Raw genomic sequence first — 23031 nt, forward strand, 5'->3', positions numbered from 1 at the left:
GAGTTCGAATCTCTCAGGGCGCGCCATTATAACTTCATATGCCGGCGTGGCGGAATGGCAGACGCGCTCGACTCAAAATCGAGTGGGAAACCGTGGAGGTTCGAGTCCTCTCGCCGGTATATATAACGGGATGTAGCTCAGCTTGGTAGAGCACCTGGTTTGGGACCAGGGGGTCGCATGTTCAAATCGTGTCATCCCGATCTTATCGTATGCGGGTGTAGTTCAATGGTAGAACTTTAGCCTTCCAAGCTAATAGCGTGGGTTCGATTCCCATCACCCGCTTCAATAGAAAAGCAAAAGAGATATGGTGCATGCCATATCTCTTTTGCTTTTTTTACGCTTCGACGAACATAATAACATTATCCAGTCCAATAGAAGCAATATTCAACGTACATCAAGTAGCGAAATTTTAATACAAAAAATATAAAACGCTTACAAAAATGTCTTGCCTAAATCAGTAAGCTGTATTACCATGTGAATTAAGCGCTTAACCTTTAGAGGTAAGGCGCTTAAACTTAACGTAGATTAAGCGCTTAACCTGTAAAGGGAAGGGAGACAATTAACGAATGGGAACAATTCGACTGACGATGGCACAGGCATTACTTCGATATTTAGATCAGCAGTACATTTCGGTAGATGGTGTAGAAACTAAGTTTGTAAAAGGTGTCATCGGTATTTTTGGACATGGGAATGTGACTGGTATTGGAGAAGCACTGGAGCGTAGCCCGGGTACGCTGCGATATATGCAAGGAAAAAATGAGCAAGGCATGGTGCATACAGCCACTGCTTATGCCAAGCAGAAGAATCGTAAACAAATCTATGCCTGTACAACATCCATTGGGCCAGGTGCGCTGAATATGATCACAGCGGCGGCAACAGCAACAGTCAATCGGATTCCTGTCCTACTGCTTCCCGGTGATAATTTTGCAACGCGAGAGCCTGATCCGGTTCTACAGCAGTTGGAGGTAAGCAGTGACTATACGATCTCAGCGACGGATCCCTTCAAAGCTGTCAGCAAGTATTGGGATCGAATCGTTCGCCCAGAACAATTAATGATTGCAGCAACACAAGCCATGCGAGTATTAACTGACCCAGCAGAGACAGGCGCGGTAACATTGGCACTGCCGCAGGATGTTCAGGCAGAGGCATACGATTATCCAGAATCGTTCTTTGCTCGTAAAGTACACTACTTGGATCGCCGTCCACCGGTTCAAGCTGCACTGGAACGGGCAACGGAACAGATTGCCCGCAGCAAGAAGCCACTGCTCGTTGCAGGTGGCGGTGTGTTGTACTCTGAGGCATCCGAACAATTAGCGGAATTCGCCGAGAGGTTTGGTATTCCTGTTGCCGAGACACAGGCGGGTAAAAGTGCTATACCGTGGAACCACCCGCTCAATGTGGGTGCCATTGGGGTTACTGGCTCCTTAGCAGCCAATAGGCTTGCAAGGGAAGCGGACGTTGTAATCGGCGTGGGAACTCGGTTCTCCGATTTTACGACGGCGTCTCACTCTGCTTTTCAGCATCCGGAAGCTACTTTCGTCAATATTAATCTTAATAACATGGATGCCGCCAAATTAGGTGGGGAGGCCATTCTGGCAGATGCACGGGAAGGTCTACAGGCATTGCAAAAGGTTTTGCAGGAGCAGCAATACCAAACTGGATATGGCGCAACTGAAGTTGCTGACTTACGTGATGAATGGATTACAGAAGTAGATCGGCTGTACAGTCTAGAACATACAGATGGCCTCGCACAGACTACTGCGGTTGGCGTTATTAATCAAACGATTGATCCATCTTCCGTTATCGTGTGTGCAGCAGGTAGTCTACCAGGAGACTTGCACCGTCTGTGGCGAGCAGCAGAGCCGAAGACATATCACATGGAGTATGGATTCTCTTGTATGGGATATGAGGTAAGTGGTGCATTCGGAGCTGCGCTTGCTGAGCCTGATCGTGAGGTATACGCCATGGTTGGCGATGGAAGTTATCTGATGCTTCATTCTGAACTGGTGACCAGCTTACAGGAACAGAAGAAGTTCACTATTTTATTATTTAACAACAATGGATTCCAGTGTATCCATAACCTACAGCGTGAGCATGGAAGCGACGGGTTCGGTAACGAGTTCCGGTACCGGGATTCGGAGAGCGGAAGACTCTCTGGCGATTATATGCAAATGGATTTTGTTGCCCATGCCAAGAGTATGGGAGCCAAAGCCTACAAGGCTGAAACTGCGGAGCAGTTGGAGCAGGCACTCAAGGATGCTAGAAACGAGAACGTGACTACACTCATCGAGATCTCCGTCGTGCCGGGAACGAACGCAGGTGGGTACGAGTCATGGTGGAATGTGGGTGTACCGGAGGTTTCTACAGAAGAAAAGGTAATTCATGCTCATCAGGCAATGTTAACGAATCGATCCAAAGCAAGACCCATTTAATTCAGCACTGTTCACAATACGGAGCTAGGCTGAACGACAAAGGAGATGTAAAGCAATGAACAAGTTGCCCTTTCAGCTCGGGATTCATCCGATTAATTGGGTTGGCGAGGACGTGAAGGAACATGGTGATGCCACAACCTGTGAGCAGATTTTAGATGACATTCAGCGTCTCGGGTTAACAGGTACGGAGATGGGACGCAAATATCCAACCGATTCTGCAACGCTACGCGAGGAATTAAATAAGCGGAACATCCGTCTTGTCTCCCAATGGAAATCGGTGCTGCTATCAGACCCAGCCTATCGTCTATCCGAGCTGGACAGTTACCGAAGACATGCGGAATTTTTACAGTCGATGGGTAGTAAGGTGATTAGTACAGCTGAGGTGGGGGGTTCGCTGCATTTTGACCCACGGCGCACACCGCATGAAAAAGAAGTATTAAGACTGAGCGAATCGGAATGGCATACATTTGCTGATGGCTTGAATGCAGCTGGAGCTATCGCTCAAGAGTATGGGCTCAAGCTCACCTATCACCACCATGGCGGCACTGTGGTAGAGCAGCCAGATGAAATTGACCGGCTTATGGAGCTCACCGATCCTTCACTGGTGTACCTCCTGTACGATACGGGTCATGCCTATTACGGTGGTGCAGATCCACTTACGGTGCTGCGTAAACATTATGACCGCATAGCTTATATCCACTTGAAGGATATTCGCCCACATGTGCTTGATGAGGCTAGGAAGGAACAATCTGATTTTGTCGGTTGTATTCGTAGAGGAGTGTTTACTGTACCAGGTGATGGATGTATTGATTTTGCACCAATTCTTCAGGAATTGATCGCGCGAGGATATGACGGCTGGGCAATGCTCGAAGGGGAACAAGATCCAGCAATTCATAATCCTTATGAGTATGCGAAACGCTCTCTGCAATACATGGAATCTCTAATTGGGTAGTCTACGAACTGGTTCGAAAAATAGATGAAGATACTACCGAGCGATCGAGTCAGCAGAGGTAGTTAGACTTCCATCAGAGTCAATAGCGCTAGCTTTACAGAGGCATCTAATAGATTCCAAGTGACTCACAGAGTCATAAAAAAAATCTCTTCAGAGGATTCAACAATGAAGGGCAATGCAGCCCTAGTAGAAATAGATTTAATGACCCAATTATTTTTATAAATATTTCCCTTAGAAAGGGGTTCAACGGTAATGACCTACGTATCCTTTCCGGTATCCCGAAAGCTAGACTTTACTGCGATTGGCCGATTATGCATCGACCTTAATGCCAACGAGATTAACCGCCCTATGGAAGAAACGATGACGTTTACGAAATATGTAGGTGGCTCTCCCGCCAACATTACGATTGGCATGTCAAGGCTTGGCATGAAGACAGCGTTTATCGGCAAGATCGCAGACGATCAGATGGGACGCTTCATCCAAAGTTATCTGGAGCAGAACACCATCGACACCTCCAATGTCGTATCGGATGATACGGGGGCAGTTACAGGACTTGCGTTTACAGAGATCAAAAGCCCGACCGATTGCAGTATTCTGATGTACCGGGATAACGTAGCTGATCTGAAGTTACAGCCGCGCGAGGTGCAAGAGCAACTCATTGCAGATTCTAGCGTGCTCCTGATTTCTGGTACTGCTCTCGCTCAGAGTCCTTCGCGTGAAGCGGTATTGCAGGCACTAACTTATGCCAAGAGACATGGAACTGTCATTGTGTTTGATCTAGATTACCGTCCATATACGTGGTCTTCAGCAGAAGAAACGGCGGTATATTACAATCTGGCAGCAGAGAAGTGTGACATCATTCTAGGGACTCGAGAAGAGTTCGATATGATGGAAACATTTGATCATAACCCAGAACATAACGATCAGATAACCGCTCAGAAATGGTTCGACTTTGATGCCAAAATCGTAGTGATCAAACACGGCAAGGAAGGTTCTATTGCGTACACCAGAGAAGGGCTGTCTCACCGTGCGGATAGTTATCCAGCGCGGGTTGTCAAAACATTTGGAGCCGGTGATTCCTACGCAGCCGGATTCCTATATGGTCTGATGCAAGGATGGACGATTGAACGCAGTATGGGGTATGGTGCTGCAGCAGCCAGCATTGTCATCTCTAGTCACAGTTGTTCGGATGCAATGCCTACGGTGGAGCAGGTGAATGAATATATCGAACGTTGTAATCGAGGCGAAATAACAGTGTGATCGTTGGATCGCATAAATACTCAGAAATGCAGATCCGTTTACTGAGGATCATATACTAATTTATTTAGTTAACTATATAAGTGAAACTGAACCTTCTTTAGTTGAACCTATATAAATTAACGGATTAACTTCACTACTGCGATTTCAGGCATAGGTAAGTTCATAGGGCACGTATATACGAAGGGGGACTAGGTTATGGCAAAAGGAACATCGGAGACATCGACAAATGTGACAATGGTACAAAACTGGATCGGGGGTACTTGGGTGACTCCAACGTCTACCCGTACGGAGCCTGTTGTGAATCCAGCTACGGAAGAGATTATCGCTTATGTACCGCTTTCTGAGCGGGCAGATGTAGACAAGGCTGTTGAAACAGCACATGAGGCATTCCGATCCTGGAGTGTAACCCCGGTGCCACGCCGTGCCCGGATATTGTTCCGCTATCAGCAATTGCTCGTAGAACATTGGGAAGAGCTTGCAAAGCTGGTTACGCTTGAAAATGGTAAGAGTTACGCAGAGGCCTACGGCGAAGTCCTGCGTGGTATCGAATGCGTGGAATTCGCAGCAGGTGCCCCGAATCTGATGATGGGTAAACAATTACCTGACATCGCCACAGGGCTGGAGTCAGGCATGTATCGGTACCCAGTAGGTGTAATTGGAGGTATTACTCCATTCAACTTCCCGATGATGGTACCGTGTTGGATGTTCCCGCTGGCCATCGCCTGCGGCAACACATTTGTCCTGAAGCCCTCGGAGCGTACACCTCTGCTAGCAGGACGCTTGGCAGAGCTATTCAAGGAAGCGGGGCTACCGGATGGTGTGCTTAATATCGTTCACGGTGCACATGATGTCGTGAACGGATTGCTTGAACATAAGCAGATTCAAGCGATCTCTTTTGTCGGATCACAGCCTGTGGCTGAATATATCTATAAAACTGCTTCCGCTCATGGCAAACGGGTGCAGGCGCTAGCTGGTGCTAAAAACCACTCTATCGTTATGCCAGATGCTGACCTTGAACTCACGGTGAAAGAGATTACTAGTGCAGCGTTTGGCTCGGCGGGAGAGCGCTGTATGGCGTGTTCAGTGGTTGTGGCTGTAGGCGATGTTGCAGACGCACTTGTCGAGAAGCTGGTGGGAGCAGCCGATCGGATTACCATTGGTAATGGTCTGGATGAGGGAGTGTTGTTAGGCCCAGTCATTCGCGCTGGACATAAGGAACGAACGCTGGGTTATATCGAGGCTGGAGAGCAAGAAGGAGCGGCATTGATTCGGGACGGCCGTAAGGATAAGGCAAGCGGGGAAGCAGGCTATTTTGTAGGGCCAACCGTATTCGATAAAGTAGATAGCACGATGAAAATTTGGAAAGATGAAATTTTCGCTCCGGTTCTTGCCGTAGCGAGAGTGGAGACGTTGGAGGAAGCGGTGGAGCTGGCAAACCGTTCTGATTTTGCTAACGGCGCGTGCTTGTTCACACGTAGCGGAGCTCACATGCGGCAATTCCGTGAAACCATTGATGCGGGTATGCTGGGCATTAACCTAGGCGTGCCAGCGCCGATGGCGTTCTTCCCATTTTCCGGCTGGAAGAAATCATTCTATGGGGATCTTCATGCTAACGGGTCAGACGGTGTCGAGTTTTACACGCGCAAAAAGATGGTTACGGCTCGTTGGTAAGCAACGTGTGATCGGCTGATCACAATGAAGCCTAAGTAAGTCATGGGAGACAGGATACGCATACAGGGAGGTAGCGGGATGGGCAAGGACAAGGTGAGAGTGGGTATCATTGGTGCAGGACGAATTGGTAAAATTCATGCCGACAATTTGTTGCGCAATCCTCATGTGGAGATCGTGGGCATAAGTGATCTATTTGCAGGGCCAGAGCTTGAAGCTTGGGCAGCTATGCGTGGTATCTCTGTGGTGACAACGAACAGTACAGAGCTTATTGAACACCCTGACGTGGATGCTGTATTGATCTGTTCCTCAACAGACACTCATGTGCCACTTATTGAATTAGCGGCGCAAGCAGGTAAGCATATTTTTTGTGAGAAACCAGTGAGTATGGATCTTCATCAGACAGAGGCAGCAGTAGCGGCTGTACAGCAGGCAGGAGTGAAGCTACAGATCGGATTCAATCGCCGCTTTGATCATAATTTCAGACAGGTGCGCGCACATGTACAGGATGGCTCGATTGGAGAGCCTCATATTATCAAGATTACCTCTCGTGACCCTAGCCCGCCGCCTGCGGAATATATCCGGGTATCAGGTGGAATTTTCATGGATATGATGATTCATGATTTTGATATGGCTCGTTATCTCTCAGGCAGTGAAGTAGAGGAAGTGTACGCTCAAGGCAATGTGCTGGTGGACCCCGTATTTGCTGAATATGAAGATGTGGATACCGCGATTGTGACGATGAATTTTGCTAATGGAGCCATTGGTGTTATTGATAATAGCCGCCGAGCGGTATATGGATATGACCAACGTGTGGAAGTGTTTGGATCGATGGGTAGCACTGCGGCTGCCAATGACCATCCGAATACGGTAGAGCTTAGCACAGCTACGGGATTACTGCGGGACAAACCACTCCACTTTTTCCTTGAACGTTATAACGAAGCGTATGTACAAGAAACAGCACTGTTTATAGAGGCTATTCTGAAGGATACACCTGTGATCGTGGATGGTCATGATGCGGTTCAGGCAGAGCGGATTGCATATGCGGCTCGGATGTCACTCCAACAGGGAAGACCAGTCAAGCTTCGTGAGGTAACCAGTGTATCAGTGAATTCGCAGACGGCTGTTCAATCTTAAGCAAGCAAAGTTAACTGCTATCGTATGTTGTTCTAAAATTGCAATTCGAGAGGAGTCGGTAACCACATGTCAGAGCGCATAGTGAAGCCCGAATTCAAACCAGCAGAGGATGGAACACTCTTAACCGTTACGCCAGAGTCGGCCGGCTGGGAATACGTAGGATTTCAGGTGGTACAACTGGAGGAGAATCAGACATGGGTACGTGAGAGCGAGGATCAGGAGCTGTGTATCGTTCTTCTTAGCGGACTTGCGAATGTGAGTACACAGAAGAACACGTGGGAGAATATTGGGCGCAGAATGAGCGTTTTTGAGAAAATCCCTCCATACTCTGTGTATATTCCGAGTTCAGATCAAGTACAGATTACTGCGCTTACCAAGCTTGAAATTGCTATTTGTGCAGCACCTGGTAAAGGAAGTTACCCAGCACGTCTGATTGCACCTGAGGATGTTGGCGTTGAGACACGAGGGTACGGTAATCTGGAGCGGCAGATCCATAACATTTTGCCAGAGCAGAAGGAAGCCGACAGTTTGCTTGTAGTAGAAGTGTTTACACCGGATGGACACTGGTCGAGTTATCCTCCGCACAAACATGATCGGGATGCACTACCAGATGAGTCATTGCTGGAGGAGACCTATTATTTCCGTGTAGAGCCCCAGCAAGGCTTCGCTATTCAACGGATCTATACTGATGATCGTTCTGTGGATGAGACGCTCGCCGTCAACAATGGCGAAGTGGTGCTTGTACCATGCGGATACCATCCGGTAGGTGCTCCTCCAGGGTACGAGGTGTATTATCTGAACGTGATGGCTGGACCAACGCGGACATGGAAATTCCATAACGATCCTGACCATGATTGGCTGATGAACAAAAGATAGACTCCTTCAGAGTCCTTAACATGCTGGACTTGTCTTATGCACGGGAAGAACCTACAGTTGGTTGCTTATGCGGACATCCCCCTGCATAATAAGAAGAAACGATTACCTATGTATAATGAACTTTATATGTAGTACAAATGGGGAAATAACATTGAAAGCAACCATTTATGATATAGCACGTGAAGCGGGTGTATCGATAGCAACGGTGTCACAGGTCATTAACGGCAAAGGGAAAATTAGTGAAAAGCGCCGCGCCGAGATCATGGAGATTATGGAACGTCTACACTATCAACCAAGTGCCATTGCTGCCGCACTTACTGGCAAACAGACGTATACCTTGGGTCTGCTCGTTCCCGATATTTCGAATCCGTATTTTGCCGAGCTGGCTCGGGCAGTGGAGGATCGGAGTCGCAAGCTCGGATATAGCGTCGTGATCTGCAGTACAGATAACAAGGACGAGCGGGTAGAGCGCTATCTGAATCTGTTACAGCAAAAAAGAGTCGATGGCATGATGATCGGAACAGGGATCGATAATGCAGATATATTGGCACCACTGCTGCAACAATCGATTCCTGTTGCACTGATCGCAAGGCAGATACCAACGCTGTCTGTGCACACAGTCGCTATTGATGACCGTTTAGGCGGTGCACTGGCTGCGCAGCACCTACTTGAACTGGGTCACACCCATCTTGCTGTATTATCTGAACCGTTCAAGGTGAGCAGTAGTCAAGAACGCATCCGAGGTTTCCGCGAGCAGCTGCAGCACGCAGGTCACACGCTTGCATCGGAACGAATCAGAGCTTCTTCTGCTGACTTGCACGCGGCCAAACAGGAAGTGCTTCAACTCCTTAACGATATCGAGCGTCCAACAGGTCTATTCTGCTGTAATGACATACAGGCGATAGGTGCGCTACAGGCAGCGAAGGAACTAGGCCTACGTGTGCCTGAAGATGTGTCGATCATTGGTTTTGATAATACGATTCTGGCTTCAGTGACGAGCCCGCCGCTCACAACGATTGCTCAGCCTATTGAAGAGCTTGGTCGTCATGCGGTGGATATTCTTATTGAAGAGTTGAAGGATCACAACAAGCAGCCACAGCAGAAGGTGTTGAAGCCTGAATTGGTGGTACGGGAGTCGACAGGACCTAGGGTTGAACGCTAACAGAAGCAGCTCGCATATCGTTATGCCGCCGCTCCTGATCTCAATCAGAACAATACTGGAGCACAAAATAAATAAGCCGTGTGATTCCCTATTGGGAGACGCGGCTTATTTATCATTCTAAGCGTTTCATTCGTGTATATCGTTCAGTGAGCAGTAAGCGACGCAGATTCAGAAGTTGCTTATTCAAGGACGAACAATTTCGTTTATCCATTACTTAAATGCTTCGAAGGAGGTACATCTTGTCCTAATTTGAACGTTTCCGTTTAAATTTTGAACTTTTTCACTTCCTGGAATAATGTGTTGGCATGCTGCGAGAGTTCACTAGCACGCTTCGATATATTGGTCGTGTAATTCACTTGTTCTTGTGTTGAGGAGGCAACTTCCTCAGTGGAAGCCGCACTTTCCTCCGACATGGCTGCTACGCTGGAGATGATCTCAGCAATCTTGCCTGCATTACGATCCAGTTCTGTCGTGGCAGAGGATACGAGCCCTAACTGGCTGTCGATACCGTCAATGGATTGCTTAATCCGTGTGAATGACTCCCGCATCTCATGCACGGCAGCGACTTGCTGATCAATGCCACCTTCAGCAGAGACCACATCATCTACACTTTGGCGACTAGCTGCTTGAATCTCATCTAGCAATACAATGATATCCTGGGCAGAGCTTGAAGATTGTTCAGCGAGCTTCCGGACTTCTTCGGCTACGACGGCGAACCCACGTCCATGTTCACCTGCTCTAGCTGCTTCAATTGAAGCGTTCAAGGCAAGCAGATTGGTCTGTGAGGCAATGCCGCGAATCATATCGACAATGCCTTCGATCTTCTGAGACTTGTCTGCCAGCAGTGTGATGGACTCTCCAACACGGTCAATAGACTTGCGATTATCGCCTGCAAGCTCGACCTGATGGTCAACGGCCTGAATCCCTACTTGCATAGCTTCACTCGCTTCACGCATCATGTTGACGGACTGCTCTACACTGCGGTGAATACCGCTAACGTTATCACTCATCTCCGACAGACGAGTGGAGCCATCGTAGACAGATTCGGCTTGCTTGCTAGACCCTTGAGCTAGTTCATCTGTGGCAATGGAGATTTGCTCTGCTATGCGCTTCGTATTGTTCGTATGGTCTTCCATCTCACCAGAAATACGCTGTACCTGATCCGTGGAAGAGGTCACCTGTTGAAGCAGCGTACTCAACTGATCGGACATCTGATTAAATGCTGTACCAAGCTCGGCAAATTCATCTCTGCCCTTTATGTTCACTCGGCTGGTAAAATCACCACTCGACATTTGCTGGGATGTGCCATGCAGGCTTCTCAGAGGCTTAATGAAGAGTGAGGCAATCCAATACGATGCAGCCATCACAACGAGCAGTGTAATTCCGATAATCAGAATATAATTATTACGTAAAGAGTAATACTCGGCATAAGCGAGTTTTTCGGAAATTACTGCACCAATCACCCAGCCTGTACTCGGAATCTGTTGATAGAATAATGAATAGTTCTCATCGTTGTAACGGAAAAGCTTCTGTCCTGACGGGTTAGCTTGCATATCAGCCAATAATGGCTGGAGTTTTGGATCTTCCGCAGCAGATGTATTCACGAGCTTCTCATCAGGGTGAGCTAGGAGCTGTCCTTTTTTATCGATTAAGAAGGTGTATCCTAGCCCATCTAGGTTGATCTTACTCACCGTATCGGTAAGGGTGGAGAGAAGCAAATCGGCTGCCGCAATCCCTTGTAACTGCCCTTCCTTATTCTGTACAGGCATGGCGATGGACACGGCATATTGATTAGTCACCATATCTAGGTAAGGATCGGAGAATGTTAATTGGTTAGCTTGCTTGGCTTCCATGTACCATGGTCGTTTTCGGGGATCGTAATCAGGGTCAGGCACCCAGCCGGAGCCATTAAGAAACTCGCCAGTTTGTTCTGCACCAAAATAGAGATCCGAGAGGCTTTCTTTATTGCTACCAAGCTTCATAATATTGAAATAATCTGCATTGAGCTGCCCCTCGGGTACACCCTCCTGAATGATGAACGACAGTGTTTCAACCACTTTAGCGTTACTGCTAATCCAACCATTTAACTCGTTGGCTGATGAGGTCATTAGTCCCTTTAATTTGGTATCCACATGTAGCGTGGCTTGTTTCTCGGTTTGAATCAAGCCCAGAGCTGCAAGCGGAACTGCTGTGATTAATACGGCGGCGAGAAACATCATCATTAATTTTGGTTTGAGCTTCATTCCCATTCCCCCCAAGCATCCAGTTCTATTTCTTCTGTTTGAATGAAACTTTAAGACTTACAACTTAGATAATATATCGTCAAAATGAAGCAGATATTTAGTATGGAGGAATATTAAATTTTAAATTTTTTCACTTCGTTAAATAACGTATTGGTGTGATTCGTTAATTCTCTAGAGCTTTCTGAAATGGTTGTAATGTAATTGAACTGCTCTTGAGTGGAAGAAGCGACTTCTTCTGTCGAAGCAGCACTCTGTTCGGACATTGCGGCAACACTGGAGATCACCTCGGCAATTTTCCCTGCATTACTGTCGAGCTCAGAGGTCGCTGTGGAAACCTGTCTCACCTGATGGTCAATGCCATCGACCGATTGTTTAATTCGTGCAAATACATCCCGCATGTCATGAACGGAAGCAACTTGTTGCTGGGTGACTTGCTCGGCAGACGTTACTTCATCGACGCTTTGACTGCTCGCAGCCTGAATTTCGCTTAGCAGCACAATAATTGAATCCACAGACTGGGAAGATTGCTCAGCTAGTTTGCGTACTTCACCCGCAACTACAGCAAATCCTCGTCCTTGCTCTCCCGCTCGAGCAGCTTCAATGGAGGCATTCAGAGCGAGCAAGTTCGTCTGAGCCGAAATATCACGGATCATGCTGGCGATATCTTCAATTTTGCGAGATTTATCCGCCAATAAGTGAATGGATTCTCCGACCTGTTGAATAGATTTACGGTTATCTTCTGCGAGATGCACTTGATGGTCAACGGCTTGTAATCCTGCGTGCATGGCGTCTGTTGCCTCCTGCACCATAGCTACCGATTGCTCGATACTGCCATTAATGCCATTGACGGTGTGGCTCATTTCGGTTAGTCGGTTAGAGCCTTCATAGACAGACTCTGCCTGGCTGCTCGCCCCCTGAGCGAGCTCGTCCGTAGCGATGGAAATCTGTTCAGCTATGCGCTGGGTATTCCCGGTATGATTCTCCATATCATGTGAAATGACCTGAACCCGATCTGCAGACTGCTGTACCTGTTGTAACAACTGGCTGAGCTGATCAGACATTGAATTGAAGGCCACTCCAAGCTCGGCAAATTCATCTTTTCCTTTGGAGGGAACACGACCTGTGAAATCACCCTCAGACATTTGAGCAGACATAAGCTGGAGCCGTTTCAAAGGTTTGATTAAACGAGCGGCAACACCATATGCTGCTGCCAAAACAACGACGAGCGTAACTGTGATAATCAGAATGTATTGGTTTCGTAATTGATAATATTCAGCATAAGCGAGTTTCTCAGAAATGACTGAACCGACAATCCAGCCGGTACTTGGAATCTGTTTGAAGTATAAAAGCAGGTTATCCCCGTTATATTGGAAAGACTCCTGTCCTGATGGATTAGCTAACATCTCTGCCAATAATGGTCCCAATTCAGCGTTGTCGGCAGCAGAGGTGCTTGCAAGCTCAGCTTTGGGATGAGCTAAGATAACGCCATTTTTATCAAGCATGAAGGTGTACCCTAAACCACCCAGATCAATCTGATTGACCGTATCGGTTAGTTTGGAGAGCAAAATATCAGAAGCGACAACGCCCTGTAGCGCACCATTCTCTGTTTTTATAGGCATGGCGATAGATACCGTGAATTGTTTAGATTTGTTATCGATGTATGGATCGGTAAAGATTAGCTTATCGGCTGCCACAGCTTCTTGGTACCAGGAACGTTCTCGGGGGTCATAATCTGCTGCTTGGACGAAGTCAGAACCGTTTATAAACTGACCATCCTCGTTACCGTAATATAAATCCTCTAAATTGTTCTGGTTGGTGCCCTGGTACATGATGGATAAATAGTCCTCATTCACATCAGAAGCAGGCACAGCTTCTTGGAACACGAGACCCACCGTTTCAACTAATTTCTCATTGCCATGTAACCAACCGTCCAACTGAAATGTTGCGGCGGATACTAATCCGTCTAGTTTGTTGTTCACACTTTGAGTGGCTTGTTTGCCTGACTGATACAGACCCAGTGGTGCGAGCGCGCCTGCAGTAATAAGGACAGTGATCAAGAAAGCCAACATCAATTTAAGTTTTAATTTCATACGTTACTTCTCCCCCTAGATGTCATAAATGTGTTAGCATGGTTGAAAGCTTATGAAGTATATCGTCATATATATTTTAAATATTAGCTATAAAACTCCTGAATACGATTTCAATTCAAAATAATCAATAACTTTCATGTAGAACTAACGTTATTTACATAGATAGGCAAAAAATAAGATCCATATTCTAAGAGACTAGGTGAAAAAGGGGAGTGAGTATCATTAAAAAGTGGGGATACATCTTATCTGCTTGTTTTGTTGCGCTCTTGATTCTGCTTAATCCCTCGCGAGAACAAGAATTAGAAGACCACACACCTCCTACTCCTGAGGTTGAGATTGTAATGGATCCTAATGATCTAGATTTCCATTGGGAGATGACCAATTTGTCTCCTGAACAATTCCATTCTAGATATCTGGAGCTTACAGGGGAGGATTTTTCTCAGCTTAAGGGGCAATCTGCATCTTACTCTTCCAATATCTATCATGCAGAATATACCGCACTTGTCGATCTAGGAGCTGGTGTCGATGTTCAAACAGGGTTTCTCGCAGAGATCGAAGAAGTTCGGGATGGATCTGAAGTACATAGGGAGTTTCGGCAGGTTTATGAACATACAAGTTATTTGACCCCAGAGAATGGCGATTTAACAAAAATTGTACAGAACTATGTGAAGGTGACTAGGCATGATCAATTCCGTGTACAGGTTAATTTGAACGCTTACGCCGATCAGTTGAGCGTTGAAGGTCAGTATAATCATGGATTGGGCATGTCATCAGCTGAAGAGCTTAAGCAACAATACTGGTTTCCAATGGAGTCTGTGGACGGATCTGAAAAGGGATTTCGTAGATATTTCAGTGGATCGGGTTGGGTAAGGCTCTAAGTACCCACGTCATAGTGCAGTAACCTTATAGAACCAAGTTGAATGGTTATGAGAGGAGTGCATCGTTGTCATATGAAAAATAGAACGAAGTATATCATAGCTATAGTTACGGCCATAGTAGTTGCTGCTATTGCGATCCCGTTATATGTGAAGAGTCAACATACTACGTTTCGTGCAGAGGTAACTGACCATATGAGCATGCTTGACAAGATTAGGCTAATAGAAATAAGTAAGGTTGAACACCAGCTCTATGATTCAGAAGATGTTAAACTTGAAGATCCGAAGCAGATCCAGAATATTCTAAAGTTATTCAAAGATATTGAGCTACAAAACGTAAAACAAGTAGGTGCTGATCGGGATTTACCTTACTATTACCAAGTACGGATTTTGATCATCAAAGAGGATCGTTTTTCTGAGCAAATCGGGGTTTCACTCTACAGCGATAATACAATGGCCATTTACAATAGTGCTGCAACGAGAGATGCCCATAAGGCTTACAAAATCACAAATGAATTCAACTTTAATGAACTTGAACGTATTTTTAACAAGTTAAAGGAGGATGCTGCATGACTGATATTGTCGTTCGACCCATTGATGAGCGAGATGTTCCATTTTTATGGGAAATGTTATATGCATCTTTGCACACTAAAGAGGGTGAAGAGCCTTTTGAACGGGATATCATAAATCGGCCTGAACTATCAAAATATGTAGAGGGATGGGGAAGAGAAGGCGACTTTGGATTTGTGGCTGTGGCTACCCACGAGGGGCAGGACAGAAGACTAGGCTCTATCACACTAAGGTTCTTCGATGAACAAAATGCAGGATTCGGCTACGTCAATGCGGAGACACCAGAAATGGGAATGGCAATCATTGAAGAATCACGCGGACAAGGTGTGGGTACACGGTTAATTCAAACTGCATTAGAGGAAGCGAAGCAAAGGGGGATTGCTGCCGTGTCACTTAGTGTTGATCCAGATAACGAAGCAATTCGACTGTATCGTCGATTCGGATTTGTTGAAGTAGGCATGTGTGGCACATCGGTCACGATGATGTGCACTATACAGTAAGAGAAAGTAGATCCAAATCTAGAATTACAAATTAAATAAATATTGAATCTTCACTGGAAGTTCAGGTTGTACCTACGGTCGAAAAGAGAACAGTGGAATTCAGGGCAGAGCAGAAAAGGCACTTCCTTCAGGAAGTGCCTTTTTATGTGCAACTCAGATTGGAATACTTATGAAACATAAGTCAAAAGCATCGATTGATTATTTTAGCAAAAAGGCCAATGCTTCATCATACGTTTCCCATTGAAACTCGGTTTGATGGTTGGAATCTTTGGAGATTCGATTCAACTGCATTTTGGCAATAGCTCCACCAACGGCCACACTGGCGCGTTTCATTCCCAATTGCGTAAGCATTTTCTGGTGCTCTACAATTTTTTCTTTGGTATCTTGGGGGAAAGCCTTCATATTACGCATATCGACCAACACATCGAATGAATCCCCTAGTGAATTACTCAGTTGTTGAATTTGTATATTCGCCTGTTCCACTTGTTCTGGCGTTACAATTCCGTCCCAAATAATCTCCAAAATGGGGGTGTCTGAATCTAAAAGTCTAACGGACATTTAGGCAACTCCTCAGTCATAAAATGTATGTAAACGTGAGTCTATTTACCTATTAATTATACCTATATCTAGCATGAATGAAAACTATAATTGGTTTTGTGTAATACTTATGGACTATTTAGTCGTATGTATGGGTTAGTCTGAGGACGTGTAGCTATAAGCGAACAAGCGAAATTAGGTACCAAAAAAGCCGCCATATCTATAAACGACATAGGCAGCTTATGGTGACGTAACATCTGACTTTGCGTAATCTATAAGCCAGTAAAGACTAGTAACCTATTTTGAGACTATGACCTTCTGTAGCTATTCCTTCTGAACGAGTGATGGGTAGCTTCTGTTCTGCTGTGAACCCAAGTGTCTCCCCGTCGTGCAACGTGATATCATTCTCGATGACATAAGTTGTCGTCATAAACATCATCTCATACACGTCACTTAATGCTTCAGCAGATTGGGTGATCTCCATCTCGTCTTTCCCAAACCTACGTAAACCATATGTATAAGCTGAAGCACCTTGTGCATCTTGGAATAAACCAATGTACACCCACAGCGATACAGGGAGCTCGTCTTCCTTCAGCCACCGACTGATCTCTATGTATTGACTTGCTTCTACTACAAGTGGTGCTAGATATATGGCGAGTGCATGATCCAATTGTAATAGGGCGCTTGCTGTTTTGGTGAATAGAATATGTCCTTGAATCGCATCGGTAGCATTCAGAACAGACACTATAATTTGCGATTGATGTCGGGAAGTTACTTGTTCCGCTTCTCGCCACAGTATATTAAGTTTGGCATTCTCCTCGACTTCATGATCAGGCACAGGAGCAGCTATATGAGCACATACCACTTGCATACCGTTCACTTCAAAAAATAAATTGCCTTCTTCCGGTTGTTCCTCAATGTCTATGTCCCATTCCTGTTTCATCTTATGGATGAAGACATTCAAATCACATTCCTCACGTTCTAACAGAACGAATCCAACGATGGTTTCATGATGCGGAGTGGACGCCAAGACCTCATCTACCTGCACAGTTTCCTTTTTACGACGTCGAAGTTTATCAAACAATCCCATGAGACGTTCTCCTTTCAACCAATCACAGTAATTGACATAAGTACTATGTCATTACCATACCATAACATACGGGAATGTAATAATCCGCGATGTCATGGTATCGGCATGTGATTAGAGGAACAGGACGAGAAGCAATGCAATAATGGCAGGTAAGCCTTGTTTAATGATGATAGAGCGGGAGGAAGTTGCTCCTCCATAAATAGCCGCAATGACCACGCAGGCTAAGAAGAAGATTTGGATATGCTGTCCAACAGTTGAGTCTGGATACAACAGTCCCCAGATCAGACCCGCAGCGAGGAATCCGTTATACAGACCTTGATTAGCCGCAAGAGACTTGGTGGACTTAGCAAATTCAGGAGTGGTACCAAACGTTTTCATTGTACGTGGGCTTGTCCACATAAACATCTCCATTACGAGAATATACAAATGTTCAATAGCAACAAGAGCTACAAAAATGGTACTGATCACGAAAAAACACCTTGCTTTCTACATATGTATTTGATTACTTGTATACCAGTATAAAGCTTTCTTATATAAACGGGAAGTATAAATTTAATTTTGTGCAATTAAATTGTGTGTATACATACTATTTTTCATAATTAGTGAGATACACGGGTTCGTTAGTCGAGGGTCGAATCAATTTTTTGAATGGTTATTCACGTAATCTTCGGGCGTACTACCTATGATCGACTTGAAGTCTTTAATAAAATGCGATTGGTCATGATAGCCCAGATCCTGAGAAAGTTGAATTAGATCGTAGTGAGAACCTTGTTCGATAGATTCAGCCGCATTTTGCAGACGATACAATTTAATTACTGTCTTGGGACTTATCCCTACATACTGATTAAACAGCCGCTGGAGTTGTCTGGTATGGATATTAAAGCAGGCAGCTAAGTCATCCACCCTCAGCATATCGCGATTTAGTTCAATCTGCGAAACAATCTCACCAACGAATTGGGCTTTAGCATCCTCGGCAGGTATATGTTCGCAGAGAAGCTGATCCATATAGCTGACCTTTTCCACATCGGTTTTCATTCCAAGCAGGGAATCTTCAAGTTCGTCTGAAGTAACATTGAGGATTTGTCCAACGTGCAAGGGATTGCCATGTAGTGAAGATATAGGTGTACGGAGATAAGGATAACAACCGCCAGGTTTGAACTTTACGCCAAAAACACTTCCTTTATCCTTAATCGTGTAAGTGAATTTTCGTTTAGAAGGGCCATAGAAAAAAGTATTCCCGTGCTCTACAATGAGATTCACACAAGGATTAGGAACGATGTGCTGCGGATAAGGCTGCTTGGCAGTAAGATCCCAGGATGCAATCCAGAAGTGCTTTACCCAGGAACTTAATGCTTCAGAAGGAGCATAACGGTTCAACTGATATGTGTTGTCAATCTCATCAAATTTCAGTATACCCATGTTAGCTCTCTTCATATCATTAGCAGATTGCATCTCGTATTCCCCCATATAAATTCTGTCATTCAATAAGTGTAGTATAGCTGATCTTTTTACCAAGCACGAAAGCTTGCTATTGTATCCAAAAAACGACTACAGATTATATCTGTAGTCGTTGATATTGGAGTTTTAATGATATGTCATATACCTAGAACAGGGAATGGATCTGTCTATTCAAACCTGTCTCAGCAACCTATGAATGATCTCAATTGCTTCTACATGAGTTGGATCTAGCTCAATAGACTTCTGGTAATGCACTATAGCCTGATCACGTTTCCCAGCTACGGCGTACATTTCCCCCAAGCTATCATGGAGATTCGATGATTCTGGAAGCAGTCGAATGGCGATCTCCAGAATACGCAGTCCTTCGCCCGGTCTCCCACTTCGCAGCAACATATACGCAAAAGCGTTGAATTCACCTTCATAGACCACATAGTTATCTATAGAAGGAAGTGCGACGTCAGCATAATATTGATAGGCTTCTTCGACCCCATCCCGCAAGGCGATGCCTGCCAAAACATGTGCCAGGGATCGTGGAATCGTTGCTTTCTCACTCACACCGAGCATGATGTCGAGCAAAGTCTCACATACGATGTTTAATCCGATATAATCGGCATTCATCAAGATCGTCACTGCAATACCCTCGTGGGGAAGAAGCACCAAGAGACTACGAAAACCCGTGTCCCTTCCCATATGAGCAGCCGTACGATACCCTTTATACTCACCTGTAAACCAGCCAAGTCCCATGGTGTTCAACCAGTTGCCATAGCCGGTGACTGTCTCAGAACCCCACATGGCATGGTAGTTCTCCTCATGAAGTAGACGCGAGGTATGATCGACATGTAGCCCTTGTAGCTGCTTAACCGCATAGGCACATAGATCTGTGGCACTCGCATATAAGGTGGAGCTTGGTGCATGGGCTCGATGGTAAGGGAAGGTGAGGCTAACCTCGGGTCCATAACCTTCGAATAATCCTAGAATATGGGGATCAGCGAGAAGGTCTGCGGGCACCTCTTGTTTGAGAAATGAGCTATGCATCATAGAGCAGGGTAACAGGATATGGCTCTTCATGTAAGATTCAAAGTCCATACCGCTAACCTTGGCAATAAGATCACCCAAAATCTCATAACCAATATTGCTATAAAAGAATGCTTCCCCTGGCCTACTACGCAGAGTACAATTGCCAATGCTCCTCACATAGCGTTCAAGGCTCCCTTCGTCATACTCAGGGCGATCCCATCCAAAATCATCTTCATCAGGTAAGCCTGATGTATGATTCAGCAGATGTCTCACGGTGATTAGCTGGTAGAGTTCGTCTTTCAGATTAAAGTAGGGTAAATAGTCCGTTACGTACCCATTTAGCTGCAACAATTCTTGTTCCGCAAGCTGCATGATTGCTGTGGCTACCAACGTTTTGGATACAGAGGCAGTGTGAAAGAGCGTGTGCTCTGTAACTGGCAATCCACTTTCCATATTCATGATGCCAAAGCCACGAGTATAGATGGTTTGGTTACGATAGACGATGCCTACCGCCAATCCTGGAACAGGCTCGTCTTTCCAAAATGCGGACAATGCATTGTGTACTTGATCTATTTTTCGCTGAATTTCGCTCATGAGATCCTCCAATAGGTTATATGAAATTTTCAAAAAGCAAACCTGATTGAGTTAGCATGAGTTATACCAACGGGTTCACGTCCTTTATATTCATCTGCATCCCAATATACCATAGAAGAATATGGATAACGATACTTTTTTAGCAAAAGATAAACGTATGATTAAATTGACTTTGTGAACCACTTCTTAAAGGTAAACTAACATATAGTCTTGTCGTGTTTTTACAATACACCTTTAGGGTATAACGATAGGATAGTCATGTAAGTAACTCGCTTGTACATCAATTACATAAGGGGAGTGGATTGTGTGGAGCTGAAGTATGAGTTTTATATCAATGCTGGACTAGAAGAGGTGTGGAGTGCCCTAATCTCTCCAGATGGGACGCGTAGCAGCTTCTTTGGCAGTGAACTCCGTTCAAACTTTCAGCCTGGTCAGCCCTTTGCCTATGTTGGGCCGGGGAACGATGGGCAAGAGACTGTTCATGTGTATGGACAGATATTGGAGTTCGAACCTTTGTCTACTTTGAGTTATCTCGAACATCCCGGGCCGTCCTATCATGCGAATCATGAGGAGCTGCAATCCAGAGTGTCTTTTCAACTAGAGACCGTAGGGGAATGCACGAAGCTGACATTAATTAATGATCAGTTCACAGAGAATCATCCGTCATTTGCAAATGCACAGCAGAGCTGGTGGATGATCTTGAGCAGCATCAAGAGCTGGGTAGAGACAGGAAAGACTCTTCAGTTTGGTTGGTAATTGGTAACCCATTGGGGATGGAAGGCAGTCATACGTATAGTCAAAAAAATAAAACCCATTAAGCGCCGATTTGGCGCTTATTTTTATTGTATTTACGAAGGAGGAGGTGTAATCTGAACTCATGTCAGATCATGTCGAATTATAGGTGTATAACTGTAGAGGAGAAATGAACATGCTGTTTAACCGTACACAATCGAACAAGCCAAATGCTTCGCTGCAACAGTTGCTGGAATATAGTCGTAAACTTGTGGTAGATGCAGAGAGAAATGAGGTTAATGAGCTCTCCACTGTGGAGACAGATTTACAAGAATATGCTGAGATTGTAAGCAATGTGAATAAAGCTATACATATAAGGAACCAAAAAAATGAAGCACTGACGTTACGGTTGAGCATGTTAAATCAAGTAATGAACATTGGGGTCTGGGAGTCTAACATCGTTGCTGGGGATCCGCTTGATCGCAATAATAAAGTGTCATTCTCCGATGAATTCCGGCGCATGCTTGGTTATGTGAATGCAGAGGATTATCCTAATGAATTTGCAAGCTGGGCGAAATCTGTTAATCCAGAGGACAGACCACAACTGGTGCAAGCGATCACTGAAAATGTGAAAAGCCCTAAGGAAACGGCTCCGTATAATGTGATGAGTCGAATGATACTAAAAGGCGGAGAGATTCGTTGGTTCCGTTGTCTTGGCCAGGTTGTTCGAAATAGTGAGGGAGTTCCTATCAAGCTCTTAGGAATCATGTTTGATATCCATGATCAGAAGACGGAGTCAGATGAACTTGAAGCACTCGTGACACGTTATGACCTTGTCAATCGAGCTCTAGTCGAAGCACCTTGGGATATGACCGTTGTTGCTGGAGATGTGGTTAATCCGAACAATGAATTTTGGTGGTCACCGCAGTTCCGCAGAGAACTCGGATTCAAAGATGAGAATGATTTTCCCAATGTATTCAGCAGTTGGAGCTCCCGTCTTCATCCGGAAGATCATGATCGCACCATTAACGCATTTGCTGAACATATGAATGATTATAGTGGACGTACACCGTATGATCTGGATTATCGTATACAACGTAAGAATGGTGAGTATCGTTGGTATCATGCGGGCGGTGAGACGATACGAGACAATGATGGGGTGCCACTGCGCGTAGCAGGTACAATACGTGATGTGACTCACGAGAAGAATAAAGCACAGGTAGTCGAAGCGATGAATCGAAAAACAGAGCAGTTGTCCGAATCCATCAGTGAGATGGTTCGTGGCATTAACTCGATTACAGATCAGGCACAGGAGCTGGTGACAGCACAGGAGTTATCTGCTGAGGCTGCTACGCAGGTGAAGGTTAGTGCGGACGAGACGAAGAATATTACGACGTTTATTCGAGAGATTGCCAGTCAGACGAATCTACTTGGGTTGAACGCAGCCATCGAAGCTGCGCGTGCAGGCGAGCTAGGACTCGGATTCGGCGTCGTTGCAGGGGAAGTACGTAAGCTGGCAGACCATAGCTCTGATGCAACCGTTAATATTGAAGATAGCATGCATGCAATGAAGACACTCATTGATCAGATTCTGGAGCATATCGGTAACATGTCTACACTGACACAGAACCAGGCTGCGCTTACACAACAAGTGAATGCGTCCATGGATGAGATCAACACGATGTCCCAGGACTTAGTGAATTTCTCACGCAACTTGTAAGACGAACGAACAGGTTGTGCTCTCCTCCGCTCAGAGTGGAGGAAGTCTATACAAAAACAGCCGTTTCTCTATTACAGAGAAACGGCTGTTTAAGCATCAATATTGATGTGTGTCTTTA

At 45.4% G+C, this 23031-nt stretch carries 20 protein-coding genes and 3 tRNA genes; 15 read left to right on the plus strand and 8 right to left on the minus strand.

Annotated features, from left to right (window positions below; all coding sequences use genetic code 11):
• Positions 1-40: 40 nt before the first annotated feature.
• The 7 genes from MH215_RS28745 to MH215_RS28775 all read left to right on the plus strand — a co-directional run bounded on the left by MH215_RS28745 (position 41) and on the right by MH215_RS28775 (position 6315).
• Positions 41-119: transfer RNA gene (locus MH215_RS28745), tRNA-Leu, on the plus strand.
• Between the two features lie 7 nt (positions 120-126).
• Positions 127-200: transfer RNA gene (locus MH215_RS28750), tRNA-Pro, on the plus strand.
• Between the two features lie 11 nt (positions 201-211).
• Positions 212-282: transfer RNA gene (locus MH215_RS28755), tRNA-Gly, on the plus strand.
• Positions 283-566: 284 nt separating this feature from the next.
• A complete protein-coding gene (gene iolD, locus MH215_RS28760; RefSeq protein WP_239294267.1) occupies positions 567-2432 on the plus strand; it encodes a 3D-(3,5/4)-trihydroxycyclohexane-1,2-dione acylhydrolase (decyclizing) in 1866 nt (621 codons plus the stop codon).
• Positions 2433-2487: 55 nt separating this feature from the next.
• On the plus strand, positions 2488-3384 hold the full coding sequence (iolE, locus tag MH215_RS28765; RefSeq protein WP_239294268.1) for a myo-inosose-2 dehydratase: 897 nt from the start codon (positions 2488-2490) through the stop codon (positions 3382-3384).
• A gap of 252 nt (positions 3385-3636) precedes the next feature.
• Positions 3637-4644, plus strand: coding sequence for a 5-dehydro-2-deoxygluconokinase (gene iolC, locus MH215_RS28770; RefSeq protein WP_239294269.1), 1008 nt, complete (start codon positions 3637-3639; stop codon positions 4642-4644).
• A 195-nt stretch (positions 4645-4839) separates the two neighbouring features.
• Positions 4840-6315, plus strand: coding sequence for a CoA-acylating methylmalonate-semialdehyde dehydrogenase (locus MH215_RS28775; RefSeq protein ID WP_275446381.1), 1476 nt, complete (start codon positions 4840-4842; stop codon positions 6313-6315).
• Here the strand turns inward: MH215_RS28775 and MH215_RS29375 are convergent.
• Entirely contained in the window at positions 6262-6480 is a 219-nt protein-coding gene (locus MH215_RS29375) for a hypothetical protein (RefSeq protein WP_481857499.1), read from the minus strand. The genes MH215_RS28775 and MH215_RS29375 overlap by 54 nt on opposite strands.
• On the opposite strand from MH215_RS29375, the gene iolG reads away from it, so the two are divergent.
• The 3 genes from iolG (at position 6394) to MH215_RS28790 (ending at position 9487) form a co-directional block, all read left to right on the plus strand.
• Positions 6394-7449, plus strand: coding sequence for an inositol 2-dehydrogenase (iolG, locus tag MH215_RS28780; RefSeq protein WP_239294270.1), 1056 nt, complete (start codon positions 6394-6396; stop codon positions 7447-7449). The two genes, MH215_RS29375 and iolG, sit on opposite strands and share 87 nt — an antisense overlap.
• A 66-nt stretch (positions 7450-7515) precedes the next feature.
• Positions 7516-8325: a 5-deoxy-glucuronate isomerase gene (gene iolB / locus MH215_RS28785; protein ID WP_239294271.1), complete on the plus strand. Its 810-nt coding sequence runs from the start codon at positions 7516-7518 to the stop codon at positions 8323-8325.
• Positions 8326-8476: 151 nt separating this feature from the next.
• A complete protein-coding gene (locus MH215_RS28790) occupies positions 8477-9487 on the plus strand; it encodes a LacI family DNA-binding transcriptional regulator (protein WP_239294272.1) in 1011 nt (336 codons plus the stop codon).
• 263 nt (positions 9488-9750) lie between these two features.
• Here MH215_RS28790 and MH215_RS28795 read toward each other — a convergent pair whose 3' ends face one another.
• Both MH215_RS28795 and MH215_RS28800 read right to left on the minus strand, forming a co-directional pair.
• Positions 9751-11730, minus strand: a complete 1980-nt coding sequence (locus MH215_RS28795; RefSeq protein ID WP_239294273.1) for a methyl-accepting chemotaxis protein — start codon at positions 11728-11730, stop codon at positions 9751-9753.
• 113 nt (positions 11731-11843) lie between these two features.
• A complete protein-coding gene (locus tag MH215_RS28800) occupies positions 11844-13820 on the minus strand; it encodes a methyl-accepting chemotaxis protein (RefSeq protein WP_239294274.1) in 1977 nt (658 codons plus the stop codon).
• Between the two features lie 212 nt (positions 13821-14032).
• Here MH215_RS28800 and MH215_RS28805 point away from each other — a divergent pair, with 212 nt between their 5' ends.
• The 3 genes from MH215_RS28805 to MH215_RS28815 all read left to right on the plus strand — a co-directional run bounded on the left by MH215_RS28805 (position 14033) and on the right by MH215_RS28815 (position 15765).
• Positions 14033-14698, plus strand: a complete 666-nt coding sequence (locus MH215_RS28805) for a hypothetical protein (RefSeq protein WP_239294275.1) — start codon at positions 14033-14035, stop codon at positions 14696-14698.
• Between the two features lie 72 nt (positions 14699-14770).
• Positions 14771-15268 carry a hypothetical protein gene (locus tag MH215_RS28810; protein WP_239294276.1) on the plus strand — a complete coding sequence of 166 codons (498 nt, stop codon included), beginning with the start codon at positions 14771-14773 and terminating at the stop codon, positions 15266-15268.
• Positions 15265-15765 (plus strand): GNAT family N-acetyltransferase, encoded by a 501-nt coding sequence (locus tag MH215_RS28815; RefSeq protein WP_239294277.1) that lies wholly within the window; start codon positions 15265-15267, stop codon positions 15763-15765. Before MH215_RS28810 ends, MH215_RS28815 begins: the two co-directional genes overlap by 4 nt.
• Before the next feature lie 198 nt (positions 15766-15963).
• Here the strand turns inward: MH215_RS28815 and MH215_RS28820 are convergent, their stop codons facing one another.
• The 5 genes from MH215_RS28820 to MH215_RS28840 all read right to left on the minus strand — a co-directional run bounded on the left by MH215_RS28820 (position 15964) and on the right by MH215_RS28840 (position 20461).
• Complete coding sequence (locus MH215_RS28820; protein ID WP_239294278.1) at positions 15964-16323, minus strand: hypothetical protein; 360 nt, start codon at positions 16321-16323, stop codon at positions 15964-15966.
• Between the two features lie 268 nt (positions 16324-16591).
• Positions 16592-17392: a DUF4261 domain-containing protein gene (locus MH215_RS28825; protein ID WP_239294279.1), complete on the minus strand. Its 801-nt coding sequence runs from the start codon at positions 17390-17392 to the stop codon at positions 16592-16594.
• A gap of 111 nt (positions 17393-17503) precedes the next feature.
• Complete coding sequence (locus MH215_RS28830) at positions 17504-17860, minus strand: DUF1304 domain-containing protein (protein ID WP_343224618.1); 357 nt, start codon at positions 17858-17860, stop codon at positions 17504-17506.
• Positions 17861-18028: 168 nt separating this feature from the next.
• Positions 18029-18844, minus strand: coding sequence for a helix-turn-helix domain-containing protein (locus MH215_RS28835; protein WP_239294280.1), 816 nt, complete (start codon positions 18842-18844; stop codon positions 18029-18031).
• 177 nt (positions 18845-19021) lie between these two features.
• Complete coding sequence (locus tag MH215_RS28840) at positions 19022-20461, minus strand: serine hydrolase domain-containing protein (protein WP_239294281.1); 1440 nt, start codon at positions 20459-20461, stop codon at positions 19022-19024.
• 306 nt (positions 20462-20767) lie between these two features.
• Here MH215_RS28840 and MH215_RS28845 point away from each other — a divergent pair, with 306 nt between their 5' ends.
• Positions 20768-21217 (plus strand): SRPBCC family protein, encoded by a 450-nt coding sequence (locus MH215_RS28845; protein ID WP_056697120.1) that lies wholly within the window; start codon positions 20768-20770, stop codon positions 21215-21217.
• A gap of 172 nt (positions 21218-21389) precedes the next feature.
• Entirely contained in the window at positions 21390-22913 is a 1524-nt protein-coding gene (locus MH215_RS29175) for a methyl-accepting chemotaxis protein (RefSeq protein WP_275446382.1), read from the plus strand.
• Positions 22914-23031 lie beyond the last annotated feature (118 nt).

Origin of the sequence: Paenibacillus sp. ACRSA (assembly GCF_022346845.1) — a bacterium.
Lineage (GTDB): Bacteria > Bacillota > Bacilli > Paenibacillales > Paenibacillaceae > Paenibacillus.